The 12,225-nt window shown below is 64.1% G+C and carries 15 protein-coding genes and 1 pseudogene; 10 read left to right on the forward strand and 6 right to left on the reverse strand.

Annotated features, from left to right (window positions below):
- The first annotated feature begins 4 nt into the window (after window positions 1–4).
- The 3 genes from ACVWZ4_RS28750 (at window position 5) to ACVWZ4_RS28760 (ending at window position 2,481) form a co-directional block, all read left to right on the forward strand.
- Window positions 5–1,741, forward strand: a complete 1,737-nt coding sequence (locus ACVWZ4_RS28750; RefSeq protein ID WP_456703718.1) for an adenylate/guanylate cyclase domain-containing protein — start codon at window positions 5–7, stop codon at window positions 1,739–1,741.
- Window positions 1,742–1,845: 104 nt separating this feature from the next.
- A complete protein-coding gene (locus ACVWZ4_RS28755; protein ID WP_456703717.1) occupies window positions 1,846–2,022 on the forward strand; it encodes a hypothetical protein in 177 nt (58 codons plus the stop codon).
- A gap of 246 nt (window positions 2,023–2,268) precedes the next feature.
- Window positions 2,269–2,481, forward strand: coding sequence for a hypothetical protein (locus tag ACVWZ4_RS28760; protein ID WP_456703716.1), 213 nt, complete (start codon window positions 2,269–2,271; stop codon window positions 2,479–2,481).
- A gap of 22 nt (window positions 2,482–2,503) precedes the next feature.
- On the opposite strand, the pseudogene ACVWZ4_RS28765 reads toward ACVWZ4_RS28760, so the two are convergent.
- Window positions 2,504–3,109: pseudogene (locus tag ACVWZ4_RS28765) on the reverse strand (GntR family transcriptional regulator).
- Window positions 3,110–3,208: 99 nt separating this feature from the next.
- Window positions 3,209–3,487 carry a hypothetical protein gene (locus ACVWZ4_RS28770; protein ID WP_456703715.1) on the reverse strand — a complete coding sequence of 93 codons (279 nt, stop codon included), beginning with the start codon at window positions 3,485–3,487 and terminating at the stop codon, window positions 3,209–3,211.
- Window positions 3,488–3,490: 3 nt separating this feature from the next.
- Here ACVWZ4_RS28770 and ACVWZ4_RS28775 point away from each other — a divergent pair, with 3 nt between their 5' ends.
- From ACVWZ4_RS28775 to ACVWZ4_RS28795, 5 genes are all read left to right on the forward strand, one after another.
- Complete coding sequence (locus ACVWZ4_RS28775; protein WP_456703714.1) at window positions 3,491–4,339, forward strand: fumarylacetoacetate hydrolase family protein; 849 nt, start codon at window positions 3,491–3,493, stop codon at window positions 4,337–4,339.
- Window positions 4,339–4,899: a cytochrome b gene (locus ACVWZ4_RS28780; RefSeq protein WP_456703713.1), complete on the forward strand. Its 561-nt coding sequence runs from the start codon at window positions 4,339–4,341 to the stop codon at window positions 4,897–4,899. The genes ACVWZ4_RS28775 and ACVWZ4_RS28780 overlap by 1 nt, the downstream gene beginning before the upstream one ends.
- A gap of 394 nt (window positions 4,900–5,293) precedes the next feature.
- Window positions 5,294–5,578 carry a hypothetical protein gene (locus ACVWZ4_RS28785; RefSeq protein ID WP_456741657.1) on the forward strand — a complete coding sequence of 95 codons (285 nt, stop codon included), beginning with the start codon at window positions 5,294–5,296 and terminating at the stop codon, window positions 5,576–5,578.
- A gap of 95 nt (window positions 5,579–5,673) precedes the next feature.
- Window positions 5,674–5,808, forward strand: a complete 135-nt coding sequence (locus ACVWZ4_RS28790) for a hypothetical protein (RefSeq protein WP_456705367.1) — start codon at window positions 5,674–5,676, stop codon at window positions 5,806–5,808.
- The gene (locus tag ACVWZ4_RS28795) at window positions 5,768–6,052 is read left to right on the forward strand and encodes a CbtA family protein (protein WP_456741658.1); all 285 of its coding nucleotides are present in this window, start codon (window positions 5,768–5,770) and stop codon (window positions 6,050–6,052) included. Before ACVWZ4_RS28790 ends, ACVWZ4_RS28795 begins: the two co-directional genes overlap by 41 nt.
- Here the strand turns inward: ACVWZ4_RS28795 and ACVWZ4_RS28800 are convergent.
- The 3 genes from ACVWZ4_RS28800 to ACVWZ4_RS28810 all read right to left on the reverse strand — a co-directional run bounded on the left by ACVWZ4_RS28800 (window position 5,944) and on the right by ACVWZ4_RS28810 (window position 8,472).
- On the reverse strand, window positions 5,944–7,002 hold the full coding sequence (locus tag ACVWZ4_RS28800; protein ID WP_456741659.1) for a Cj0069 family protein: 1,059 nt from the start codon (window positions 7,000–7,002) through the stop codon (window positions 5,944–5,946). The genes ACVWZ4_RS28795 and ACVWZ4_RS28800 overlap by 109 nt on opposite strands.
- A 121-nt stretch (window positions 7,003–7,123) precedes the next feature.
- Window positions 7,124–8,188 (reverse strand): nickel/cobalt efflux transporter, encoded by a 1,065-nt coding sequence (locus ACVWZ4_RS28805; RefSeq protein ID WP_456741660.1) that lies wholly within the window; start codon window positions 8,186–8,188, stop codon window positions 7,124–7,126.
- Between the two features lie 5 nt (window positions 8,189–8,193).
- Entirely contained in the window at window positions 8,194–8,472 is a 279-nt protein-coding gene (locus ACVWZ4_RS28810; protein ID WP_456703709.1) for a metal/formaldehyde-sensitive transcriptional repressor, read from the reverse strand.
- A gap of 401 nt (window positions 8,473–8,873) precedes the next feature.
- Here ACVWZ4_RS28810 and ilvD point away from each other — a divergent pair, with 401 nt between their 5' ends.
- A complete protein-coding gene (ilvD, locus tag ACVWZ4_RS28815; RefSeq protein WP_456703708.1) occupies window positions 8,874–10,598 on the forward strand; it encodes a dihydroxy-acid dehydratase in 1,725 nt (574 codons plus the stop codon).
- Window positions 10,585–11,409, forward strand: coding sequence for a tetratricopeptide repeat protein (locus ACVWZ4_RS28820; RefSeq protein ID WP_456703707.1), 825 nt, complete (start codon window positions 10,585–10,587; stop codon window positions 11,407–11,409). The genes ilvD and ACVWZ4_RS28820 overlap by 14 nt, the downstream gene beginning before the upstream one ends.
- A 15-nt stretch (window positions 11,410–11,424) precedes the next feature.
- Here ACVWZ4_RS28820 and xth read toward each other — a convergent pair whose 3' ends face one another.
- Complete coding sequence (gene xth / locus ACVWZ4_RS28825) at window positions 11,425–12,222, reverse strand: exodeoxyribonuclease III (protein ID WP_456703706.1); 798 nt, start codon at window positions 12,220–12,222, stop codon at window positions 11,425–11,427.
- Window positions 12,223–12,225: the final 3 nt, after the last annotated feature.

Consider the following 12,225-nt stretch of genomic DNA (forward strand, 5'->3'; position numbering starts at 1 on the left):
CCTCATGCCGCTTTTCAACCAGTCGATCCGGCGCAAGATCGTCGGCATCGCCCTCGGGCTGATCGTCCTGATGCTCGTCACCTCGATCCTGTCGATGGTGATGTCGAGCCAGGTCGGCGTCCTCCTGGACGAACTGACCAACCGCTACATCCCGGCCTATAGCGATCTGGCACGCGCCAATATCCGCTCGCTGGAGCGCGCGCTGGCGTTGCGGCGGATGGTCATGGTGAAGATGCAGGACGCCACGGACGAGCAGGCCTACGCCGCGCGGCTGCACGAGTTCGAGGAAGCCGATCGGAAGATCGAGGAAGAGACCTCGGCCGCGCAAAAGCTGATCAACGCGATCATCGACGATACCAGGACGCCGTCCGACAATGCCGCGCTGGCGCGGATCGACACCCGCATCGAGACTGCCGTCACCGAACTGCGGCTCGGCATGAACGAGGATCACGCCAAGCTCCTCAAGCAGATTGATGCCAGGCAGATGCCGGAGGCGCGCGGTACGCTCGAGCACCTCGACGTCATCAGGGACCAGTTCAACCAGAGGATCGATGCGATCCGCGCCGACATGCTCAAGCAGGTCTTCGCGAGTACGTCGACGGTGATCGGCCATCAGCGGCAGGCGCTGATTATCTCCGGCATCGTCACCATCCTGGCGGCCGTGGTTGGATTTGTGTTCGCGCTGCTCGTCAGCAGCGGCATCACGCGTCCGGTGCGGCTGTTGCTTGCCGGGGCGCGCGAGGTCGAGGCGGGTCGCTTCGACAAGAGCATCACCGTCTCGACGCAAGACGAGATCGGCCAGCTCGCCGCCGCCTTCAATCGCATGATCGAGCAGCTGCGCCACAACGAGCGCATTCGCGAGACCTTTGGCCGCTACATCGATCCCAAGGTGGTGCAGGGCCTGATCGACAAGCCCGACGTCGCCATCGACGGTCAGCGCAGGGTGATGACCATCATGTTCTGCGACATGAGCGGCTTCACCTCGATGAGCGAAGGCATGACTCCGCGCGGCCTCGTCAAGGTGATGAACCACTATTTCACCGTGATGTCCGGCCCTATCAGGCACAACCGCGGTGTGATCGACAAATATATCGGCGACGCCATCATGTCCTATTGGGGCCCGCCCTTCATCGAGGAGGACGAGCAGGCGCTGCTCGCGGGCCTCTCCGCGATCGACATGGCCGACCAGGTGCCGGCGCTGCAGAAGCAACTCCCGGATCTGCTCGGCATCCGCACCATGCCGGTACCCTGCGACCTGCGCATCGGCATTGCCACCGGCGAGGTCCTGACCGGCAGCATCGGCTCCGAGCTGATGATGAGCTTTACGGTGATGGGCGACGCTGTGAATCTCGCCTCGCGTCTGGAGGCCGCCAACAAGGTCTACGGTACCCGAATCCTGATCTCGCAGGCCACGGCCGAGGCGATCGGATCGCGGCTCGAATTGCGCGAGATCGATCGCCTTGCCGTGGTGGGGCAGAACACGCCGCAGCCGGTGTTCGAAGTGATGGGCCGGGCGGCTGCACTTGATCAGGCACAGGAGGGCCTGCGCGCGCGCTACGCCGAGGGCCTTGCCGCCTATCGCGCGCGCCGCTTCGACGACGCACGCACCGCGTTCAACGCAGCGCTGGAGAGCATCCCCGGCGATGGCCCGTCGCGCACGATGCTCGCCCGCACCGCGCAGTTCGAGGCCAGTCCGCCTGCGGCCGATTGGGACGGCGCCTGGCGGATGGACGGCAAATAGCCGTCGCGCGTGAATAATTGATTCTATCCTATAACGATGTTCGCCGTGACGTAATTTCCGGGCTTAGGTTTGCCGTCCCTAAGGCGTCTGATGGGGATACGCCGATGACAGAACATGAGGACAGGCTGGAGCGGTTCGAGACGCTCACCGCCGAATGCGAACTGATCGCCAAGCTCGCCACCGACAGCAAAAAGCGCGAATTCTACCTGAGGCTCGGCGAGCAGTACCGCCAGCTCGCGGTAGACATGCGCCAGGCGATCGCGGCCAAGGCTGCCGCTTGAAAAGGCTGCCGCTTGAAAAGGCTGCCGCTCGAGGTGGCCCGGGGTTCCCGGCTGAGCGAGGCGCGATGCGGGGCTTCCGTCTGATCGCAAGAAGTCGCCCGGTCGCAATCCGTTCTTAATAATTGAGCTGCATCCTCGAGGGGAAGCAGGGAGCAGCGCAGTGCGGTTCCCGGCGGTGGGAATGCCTGGGGCAAGGTTGCCGCTGCAACGTTGCCGCGAACGTAGCTCGTTTGATGGTTTGCTCCCATGCGTCTGTTGGCGGTGATCTTGTTTGCGTTCCTGACGGCAGCCTGTAACCAGGAGCAGGACGTCACGGGCTCGACTGCGATTTGTCCGATGCGCAGCTACGGCTCCTACAATCCCCGCGACATGAACCAGTGCGTTGCCGCCTGCAAATCGTGCGACCACGGCAATACGGTCACGTGCACCACGGCCTGCACGCTGAGGGGCGCGCACTGAGGATGAAGGGCGGCGCGCCCAATCAACTGCGTGCCGGCTCGCGCCGCAATTCCGGGAAAATGGCCTCGTCCTGAAGAATGACATCGGCCGTTCGCTGGTAGTGCGCCGTGAGCAACTTCACCGCCTTGTCGGGATCGCCATTCAGCACCGCATCCGTGATCGCCGCATGCTCGTCAGCGACGTGGCGCGAGGGAAAGGCCTTTCGGATCGACAGCCGACGGTAGCGATAGAGCTGGTCGGCAAGCCGGCCGCAGAACGTGATCAGGGATTGCGATCCACACTGGCCGATCAAGGTGTGGTGGTAGATGCGGTGCAGCTTGGGACTCGCGCAGCCCCAGCGCCTCGACCCAGCAGCGCGTCTTGGTCAGCTCGGCAAGCTCCGCGCGGCTGACATCCTTGACGTGGAAGCCGCGCTGCTCGCGGACCTCGACCAATCCGTCGGCGGTCAGGTGTTGAGCGCCTCGCGCAGCGGCGTTTGACCGGTCTGATAGGCCTCTGTCAGAAATCGCATCTGCAGCTTGCGCGACGGGGCGAGGCGTCCGGACAGCAGGTCCTCGCGCAACCGCTCATAGACATGGCTCGCCTGCGTTGATGGCGCGGGCAAGGAGGGCGCCGCAGTCAAGTCCACCGCTCAAGTCTCCGTTGTTCGCTCAGCTTACGGCTCGGTATCACATACATCTGATCAGCATTCCAAAAATGTGTAAATTGCAAAGGATGTTTTGTGCAATTAAACGGTGAATGATCGCGTGAGGAAACCGCGATCGAGAAAGCCAGGCCCGGTCTGCCCGGGCAGTGGCCTGACGGAGGAGTTTGGAAAGGCCGCATCGATCATGCGCCCGGAGCCGCGCACCACCGCCTCCAGGTTCGTCGGCGCGGTTGCCGCCTTCGCACTCATATTCCCGGAGCGGACCATCGCGCGTTTTGCGAAGACCTCTTCGCCGGCGTCTTCAGCTACTATTCTTCCTGCCACGTCGGCCTGAACGGCCGATCCCAACGTCAAGGACACCACATGAAATTCGTAAGCTTTGAAATCGACAACGCCGCCTCGTGGGGCCTGGTGGACGGCGACAGCGTGGCCGATCTCGGCGCCGTCCTTGGGGGACGCTACCCCGACCTGAAATCGGCGATTGCGGCAGGTGGCCTGGCCGAGGCGGCCAAGTCTGCCGCAGGCGCCAAGCGCCATCCGCTGGCGAGGATTGCCTTCCTGCCTGTGATCCCGAACCCCGACAAGATCCTCTGCATCGGCTTGAACTACGAGAACCATCGCAAGGAGACCGGGCGCACGGAGGTCGAGAACCCCACCGTGTTCGGCCGCTTCGCCAACAGCCAGACCGGTCATCTCACCGACATCATCCGGCCGAAGGTCTCGGCCCAGCTCGACTTCGAAGGCGAGCTTGCGGTCGTGATCGGCAAGCCCGGCCGCTACATTTCGCGCGCAGAGGCGTGGGGCCATGTCGCCGGCTATGCCTGCTACAACGAGGGTAGCGTGCGCGACTATCAGCGCCACACCCACCAGTTCACGCCGGGCAAGAATTTTCCAGCGACCGGCGGCTTCGGCCCGTATCTCGTGACGCCCGACGAGGTCGGCGATATCGGTCCCTTGCGGCTTCAGACCCGGCTCAACGGCGAGGTGGTGCAGGACGCCACGATCGACCAGATGATCTTCGACATTCCGCGCCAGATCGAATATTGCTCGCAATTCACCCGGCTCGAGCCCGGCGACGTCATCGCAACAGGCACGCCCGGCGGCGTCGGCTCCCGGCGCACTCCGCCGATCTGGATGAAGGCCGGCGATGTCGTCGAGGTCGAGATCGACAAGGTCGGCCTGCTTCGTAACCGAATTGCCGACGAAGCCTGATGTCCCTGGAAATGACAACGGCCTACGCGCCGCTGCTGCGCAGGATTCACTGGGCAACGGCGGTGCTCTTCATCGCAGCCATGCTGATCGGCCTCTATTGCGGGCTTCAGCCGCCAGGCACGTCACCACGCCGCGAGCTGCTGGAGTTGCACAAATCGCTCGGCATGACGCTGCTGTTCCTGTCGGTGCTGCGGCTGATGGTGCGCGCGGCGACCAAGGCGCCGCCCGAGCCATCGTCGTTCGGCGCGCTGGTGCGTTTCGGAGCAAGGTTCAATCATGTCGCGCTCTATCTCATCCTGTTCGCGATGCCGCTCACAGGCTACACATTCTCTGCGGCCGGCGGCTATTCGTTGAAATACTTCTGGACGTTCAGTTGGCCGCGCCTGGTGGCTGAACGCCCTGAGATCGCCCATGCCGGGGAGGTCGCGCACGACACGCTGGCGCTGCTCGTCTATGCCGTCGTGGCCTTGCACATCGCGGCAACCGTCTGGCACGCGGTGGTGATGCGGGATGGAACGCTGGCGCGGATGTGGCCGCGACCGGGGAACAGCGAGCGCTGAGTGCGCGCGGCGGTGCCAAGACACCGGAACGATTGGCATGGGTTAGTCATTAGAAGGGGGGGTGGACACGGAGTCCTATGGAATGGGTATGCTCGATCCCGGTCGGTTTCTGGTGTCTTGCTCGCAATGCGAGGCATGGCCGATGGCGGCCAATGTGAAACGGATGAGCTGGTCGGCCCAGCCGCATGAGGTGCTTTTCGTGTGCCCACGCTGCCGACGCGAAGAGACCGCCATCATCTCCGCCTCCGGGGAGCTCACCCCAATCAAGCGCCTCGACGTTCCGCCGCGAGACGTCACCGCGGCCTGGAGCCAGGCCCAGCGACCAAGAGGGCGGGCGTAGCCCGCCGGTGTCGGGTCTAGCGCGCCCGTCTCGGCTCAAGAGGGCGAGCATGGGTTGGAACGCGACCACCCCTCGCAGCGTTTCTGCCCCGACAGCAAACGCACCGAGACTGGGCGCATGATCAGCGAACATTTCGACACCCGCACACGGATCAACATGAAGCTGGCGCTGGACCGGGTTTGCCGCCATCGCCCCGCTGGCGAGGATCGTGGCTTTCGCAGGTTGGTGGCCGAAAACATTATCCGCTGTGCGCTGACGGGCCGCACCGGCATTGGTCAACTCGTGGATGCTGGCGAGCGTGCCAAGATCAAGGCGCGCGCGGAGCGGGGGCGGCCCTGATTGCGCCCTCTGGCGGAATTCGTCGATGCTTGTGATAGGGTTGTCGCCAGGAGATGATCCGTGGTGCGATCATCCGTGGTGCTCACGTGGCGCGCGTGAGCTTGAGTAGCGAGGTGCATTGGCGCGACGACATCGCGTCGCTGGTCTTTCCCATCACCGGTCATGGCGCGATCTGCGCCGTCGCCGGCCGTGATCCTGCTGATCCTGCCGCACCTGATCGGCGCGCCTGATCTCGCCGATATTGAAACCAACGTGCCGTCATCGCTGTCGCATCAGTTCGTCACCGCGGTGACGATGACGAGCCTGGTGTTCTGGACGCTGCTCGGCGGTCTGACCAGCGCGGTGTTCGCCCTCTCGAGAAATAGCTATCGACCGGCCCCCACCAGCCGCTCGCGCACGGTTCGCGCGATGGCCGCCGGCGCCTCGTCGGGGATCGCGAAACACGAGCTCGCGTTGATCTCGCAGAGGACATAGGTGTCGGCGCCGTCGGCATCGCGCGGCCCGTAGAGGAAGTCGGCGTCCCAGATCACCGGCAGGGAGGCCTCGTCGATGGCCAGCAGCTTCATCATCTGCGGCGTCCATTCGTCCTCCATCAGCCGCCGCAGCGTCTGGAATGGCTGTGCGTCCGGGCCGTGCATGATGCGTGGGCCCGGCTGGGCCTCGGGCGAGTCAGGCCCTTCCGTCGGCGGCGGGATCAGCGCCTTGATCAACTGGTGGCCGAAGCCTGCGACGCCGGCTGCACTCATGTAGCAGCGGATCATGCCGTCGGGGAGGCGAGCTTGAAACGGCTGATCGATGATGCAGCCGCCCCAGCCGAAATACGGTTCGCATCGCGCGAGGAAAGCATCGAGCGGCATGTCCTGGGGCAAGCTGCCGCGCTGCGCCTGCAATACGCGAACCGTCGGAAGCGCGTTCGGCAGCGCCTCGACCTTCCAGACGCCCTGGCCGCCATTGCCGCGGTTCTGCTTGAGCACGCGCGGCCCGCCGGCCCGCAGGCGCCGTGGAAATTCGGTTTTGAAAGCCGCCACGCTCTCGTAGCAGTGGGTGTCGGCGCCCCAGCCGAGATGGCGGGTGCGGTACAGCACCTCCTTGACGCCCATCTTCAGGATGACGTCGGGATGCGCGCTCACCCACGGACCGCGCGCCGCGACGTCGCGCAGCAGGGCATCCAGATCGGCGCGCGTCTTGCCTTGATGGATCGGATCGACCCAGACCAGCACGCCGTCGACACCGAGCAGTTGATCGCGGACTGCATCGGCAAAGCTTTCGTCGTAGATCGCCGGTTGCGCCGCGATGCCGGCGGCGGCGAGAGCTTCGAAAACGCGAACGAAGCGGCTGTTCTGAACGGTGGTGTCGCGGCGCGCGTCGGCGTCGCCCCGCGAAACAATGGCTACCGAATACCGGTGAGAGGATTTTGGGTCCATGCGCAAGCTCCACGAATTGCGTGCTGCGCAGACTTGGACCGAAGTCTCACGGGGAGTCTGCCTTGTCCCCTCGGCCGCATTCTATGCGGGATCCCGAGGAAACCGCAAGACGCCAGGTCGCTCAAGCCATCAGCTCGTGCAATCCGGTCCAGCCGGTGTAGAGGCCGACGAAGACGATCAGGGCCGCCGAGACGTAGGGGGCGCGATGCGCATAGCGGCTGAAGCCGCTCCAATGGCGTTCGACATGCCGGAGGCTGAGGGCGGCCAGAACGCCTGCTGACACCATCGTGATCGCGAGCCCGATGCCGAAGGACAGCACCAGGACAAAGCCGAGGCTGAACTGTTTCAGCTGGATGCAGAGCAGCAGCACGGTGATCGCGGCGGGACAGGGGATCAGCCCGCCCGTGAGACCGAACAGGACGATCTGTGTCGTCGTGACGTTGCGCCCTGCAAAGCGCTTGCGGATGTCCGCGGCATGGGCGCGGGCATGCGCGTCATCCTCGTCGCCGAGATTCATGTGATCGTGATCGTGCTCTTCGAACAGGCGCTCGGTGACGTCGCCTGCAAGTGTAATGCGCGCCTTGAACGCATGCGGCTCGGGGATCTCTTCGACGCTTTGGAGGTATCCGTCGTGTGCAGCGAACGCGAAGATCTGCTCCGCGCCATCCTCGCGGATGGTGGTCACCGTGATCTCATCGGCGGAGGGAAGCGTGCCGTTCCCGCTCCTGATACGCCAGCGCGGCGGCACACCGTCTTCGAACACCTCCAGCAGGAGCGAGGCTCCCGCGAGCGAGATGGACTGCGGTTCGTCGTGATGGTGATGATGATCGTGGTCCTGGTTCTGCTCGCGCCAGGTGCGCCAGACCATCCAGCCGGCGATGCCGATGATGATGGCGGCGGACACCAGTTGCAGCCAGGCTTCGCTGCGTTCGCCCGATAGTTCGTGGCCGAAATACAACCCGGCGAGCGCGACCGCCCAGACGATCGCCGTATGCGAGATGGTCGCCGACAGGCCGAGCAGCACGGCCTGGAACACCGTGCCCCTCACGGCGATGATGAACGCGGCCATCATCGTCTTGGAATGGCCGGGCTCGAGACCGTGCAGCGCGCCAAGCAGGATGGCGCTGGGCACGAACAGCCAGGCATGTGCGCTGCTCTGCTGGAGCAGAGAGGACAGGTCGGTCATGGCGTTCACTTCAAATAGGTTCGAACGACGTCGATGAGGTCTGCAGCGCCCTTGGCCTTCTCCGGATCCTTCTCGTTCGCGGGATCCACGACATGATGGCGAATGTGATCTTCCAGCAGTTCGGTGGTCAGGCCACTGATCGCGCCTTTCACCGATGCCACCAGCATCAGGACGTCGGCGCAGCCGATCTCCGACTCGAGCGCGCGCTCGACGGCTTCGAGCTGGCCCTTGATGCGCCTGACGCGGCCGATGAGCTTCGACTTGTGTTTGATCGTGTGAGACATGCGGATAAGATAGGGGGGTACCCTATAGCTGTCAAACGATGGATGGGTCGTGCCGACGGAATCACGATCCGAGCGTCGTCGCCGCAACATTGCGCGCGCCACTCGTGTCATGAAATCCAAGATGGTGCGTTGTCACCCCTGCGAGGTATCTCGGTAGGACCTCCCGTGTCTTCCCGGTAACGATTGTGCTTCCCTTGCAACATTCCTGTGGGATTTAACCGACGTTACCGGTGGTTCGCATCAGCGCCGCTTTTTGGCCACACCCGAACATGAATAAAATCACTCGAATGTTTCGGGGGCTGTGCTGGTCCCTTGCAGGCGGCGAAAAAAATCCCAAGGTCGATTCAAATCGCGGTTCTGATTTTTCGGGTCTGAAAGGGTTGGGCAAGGAAACTCGTGTGATGGACGCCAAGACCAACATCAAGCAGAGGCTGCCGAGCCGTCACGTGACGGAAGGTCCTGCGCGCGCGCCCCACCGGTCCTACTTCTACGCCATGGGTCTGACCACTGAGCAGATCCACCAGCCTTTCGTCGGCGTCGCCTCGTGCTGGAATGAGGCCGCGCCCTGCAACATCTCCCTGATGCGCCAGGCGCAGGCGGTGAAGAAGGGCGTTGCCTCGGCCGGCGGCACGCCGCGGGAATTCTGCACCATCACCGTCACCGACGGCATCGCCATGGGCCATGACGGGATGCGCTCCTCGCTGCCCTCGCGCGAATGCATCGCCGACTCCGTTGAACTGACGGTTCGCGGCCACGCCTATGACGCCCTGGTTGGGCTCGCCGGCTGCGACAAGTCGCTGCCGGGCATGATGATGGCGATGGTCCGTCTCAACGTGCCTTCGATCTTCATCTACGGCGGTTCGATCCTCCCCGGCAATTTCCGCGGGCAGCAGGTCACCGTGCAGGACATGTTCGAGGCCGTCGGCAAGCACTCGGTCGGCGCCATGTCGGACGAGGATCTCGACGAGATCGAGCGCGTGGCGTGCCCCTCGGCGGGCGCCTGCGGCGCGCAGTTCACGGCCAATACGATGGCGACCGTCTCGGAGGCCATCGGCCTTGCGTTGCCTTACTCCGCTGGTGCCCCGGCACCGTATGAAATCCGCGACGCATTCTGCATGACCGCGGGCGAGAAGGTGATGGAGCTGATCGCGTCCAACCTCCGGCCGCGCGACATCGTCACGCGCAAGGCGCTGGAGAATGCGGCTGCCGTGGTTGCGGCCTCAGGCGGCTCGACCAATGCTGCGCTGCACCTGCCGGCGATCGCCCACGAAGCCGGCATTAAGTTTGACTTATTCGACGTCGCCGAAATCTTCAAAAAGACACCATATGTCGCGGATTTGAAGCCCGGCGGCCGTTATGTCGCCAAAGACATGTTTGAAGTAGGTGGCATCCCGCTTCTGATGAAGACGCTGCTCGACAACGGATTTCTCCACGGCGACTGCATTACGGTCACCGGTCGAACGATCGCCGAAAACCTCAAAAGCGTGAAGTGGAATCCGCACCAGGACGTGGTGCACCCGGCAGATAAGCCCATCACCGTCACGGGCGGTGTGGTCGGTCTGAAGGGCAATTTGGCGCCAGAAGGTGCGATCGTGAAAGTCGCGGGCATGTCCAACCTCAAGTTTACCGGTCCGGCCAGGTGCTTCGACCGGGAAGAGGACGCGTTCGAGGCAGTCCAGAACCGCACCTACCGGGAAGGCGAAGTCATCGTGATCCGCTACGAGGGCCCCAAGGGCGGCCCCGGCATGCGGGAGATGCTCCAGACCACCGCGGCGCTGACCGGGCAGGGCATGGGCGGCAAGATCGCGCTCATCACCGACGGCCGCTTCTCCGGCGCCACGCGCGGCTTCTGTATCGGCCATGTCGGGCCCGAGGCGGCGATCGGCGGCCCGATCGCATTGTTGCAGGATGGCGACATCATCGAGATCGACGCCGTTGCCGGTATCCTTAACGTAAATTTGAGCGACGCTGAGCTGGCTCAGCGCAAAACCAAATGGAGCCCCCGCGCGACTAACCATACGTCGGGCGCGCTCTGGAAATATGCCCAGCAGGTTGGACCAGCGGTCGATGGGGCAGTAACCCATCCAGGCGGCGCGCACGAGAAACAGTGCTATGCGGACATCTAGGCGTGCCATAGTTGCGTTTGTGTTGGGGGCTGTCGCGCTGGCCGCGCCGGCGCTCGCCTTTGACGGCGCGCCGGTCAATCCGAAAGATGCGACCATTCCCGTCGTGACCAGTTTGCCGGGGTCCGCAGGAACTGTGCGCAAGTCCGTGCCGCCGGTCGCGACCCCGGAGAGCTCGCTCAGCGCCCTGCAATATGCCGCCGAGGGCGGTCACCCCATTGCGCAGTGGAAGCTCGGCCGCATGTACGCCAGCGGCGACGGCGTGGCCCAGGACGATGTGCGTGCTTTCGACTATTTCACCCGGATCGCAAATGCGCATGCCGAGGACAGCCCGTCGGCGCCGCAGGCGCAGGTGGTGGCCAATGCCTTCGTCGCGCTCGGCCGCTACTATCTGAGCGGCATCCCGAACTCGAAGGTCAAGGCCGACCCGGACAGGGCGCGGGAGATGTTCTCCTATGCCGCCTCCTATTTCGGCAACGCGGATGCCCAATACGATCTCGCCCGGCTGTATCTGAAGACGCCGGACGCCTCGCGCGAGGATTTCCGCTACGGCGCGCGCTGGCTCGGCCTTGCCGCCCAGAAGGGCCAGCACGAGGCTCAGGCGCTGCTTGGACAGATGCTGTTCAACGGCGACCGCCTGCCGCGGCAGGCCGCGCGCGGCCTGATGTGGCTGACGCTCGCGCGTGACAGCGCCGGCGCCGACGAGATCTGGATCAAGGAAAACTACAACCGCGCCTTCGCCAAGGCGTCGAACGACGACCGTGCCATGTGCCTGCAAATGCTGGAGCAATGGGTGCAGGGCCGCCGCGAGTAATCCGGTGAGGCGGCCTTACGCCGCCTCCAGATCCAGATCCGCCCACACCGGCACGTGGTCCGACGGCTTCTCCCAGGCCCGCACATAGCTATCGATGCCGACATTGGCGAGCCGATCGCTGGCCTGTGGTGACAGCAAGAGATGGTCGATCCGCAGGCCATGGTTCTTCTGCCAGGCGCCGGCCTGGTAATCCCAGAAGGTGTAGAGCCCGCCCTCGTCGGTGACGGCTCTTAAGGCATCGGTCAGGCCGAGGCCGAGCAGCGACTGAAAGCTCTCCCGCGTCTCGGCCTTGAACAGGGCGTCCTCGGTCCAGGCGGCGGGATTGTGGACGTCGCGGGCGTGCGGAATGACGTTGAAGTCGCCTGCGAGGATCAGCGGCTCCTCGGTCTGAAGACGCTCCTTCGAATACTCAAGAAGCCGCGACATCCATTTGAGCTTGTAGGGATATTTCTCTGTGCCGACCGGGTTGCCGTTGGGCAGATAGAGACAGGCGATGCGCAGCACGCCGGACTTCAGCGTCACCACGCCCTCGAGGAAGCGGGCATGCGCATCCTCGTCGTCGCCCGCGAGGCCCGATGTGGTCTCGTCGAATTTGAGCTTGGAGAGCAGGGCGACGCCGTTGAACGTCTTCTGCCCATGCGTCACCACGTTGTAGCCAAGCGCCTCGATCTCGAGCCGCGGGAAGGCCTCGTCCACGCATTTGATCTCCTGCAGGCAGACGATGTCGGGCTGACACTCCCTCAGCCAGGTCAGGAGGAGATCAATCCTCTGCCGGACCGAATTCACGTTCCAGGTGGCAACTCTGATGGGCATGTC

This window comes from Bradyrhizobium sp. USDA 4472, assembly GCF_054058595.1.

What these genes read in the sequence shown, in the direction of transcription:
- ACVWZ4_RS28750 (WP_456703718.1), top strand. Translation starts at nt 5, where the DNA reads ATGCCGCTTTTCAACCAGTCGATCCGGCGCAAGATCGTCGGCATCGCC.
- ACVWZ4_RS28755 (WP_456703717.1), top strand. Translation starts at nt 1,846, where the DNA reads ATGACAGAACATGAGGACAGGCTGGAGCGGTTCGAGACGCTCACCGCC.
- ACVWZ4_RS28760 (WP_456703716.1), top strand. Translation starts at nt 2,269, where the DNA reads ATGCGTCTGTTGGCGGTGATCTTGTTTGCGTTCCTGACGGCAGCCTGT.
- ACVWZ4_RS28775 (WP_456703714.1), top strand. Translation starts at nt 3,491, where the DNA reads ATGAAATTCGTAAGCTTTGAAATCGACAACGCCGCCTCGTGGGGCCTG.
- ACVWZ4_RS28780 (WP_456703713.1), top strand. Translation starts at nt 4,339, where the DNA reads ATGTCCCTGGAAATGACAACGGCCTACGCGCCGCTGCTGCGCAGGATT.
- ACVWZ4_RS28800 (WP_456741659.1), bottom strand. Translation starts at nt 7,002, where the DNA reads ATGGACCCAAAATCCTCTCACCGGTATTCGGTAGCCATTGTTTCGCGG.
- ACVWZ4_RS28805 (WP_456741660.1), bottom strand. Translation starts at nt 8,188, where the DNA reads ATGACCGACCTGTCCTCTCTGCTCCAGCAGAGCAGCGCACATGCCTGG.
- ACVWZ4_RS28810 (WP_456703709.1), bottom strand. Translation starts at nt 8,472, where the DNA reads ATGTCTCACACGATCAAACACAAGTCGAAGCTCATCGGCCGCGTCAGG.
- ilvD (WP_456703708.1), top strand. Translation starts at nt 8,874, where the DNA reads ATGGACGCCAAGACCAACATCAAGCAGAGGCTGCCGAGCCGTCACGTG.
- ACVWZ4_RS28820 (WP_456703707.1), top strand. Translation starts at nt 10,585, where the DNA reads ATGCGGACATCTAGGCGTGCCATAGTTGCGTTTGTGTTGGGGGCTGTC.
- xth (WP_456703706.1), bottom strand. Translation starts at nt 12,222, where the DNA reads ATGCCCATCAGAGTTGCCACCTGGAACGTGAATTCGGTCCGGCAGAGG.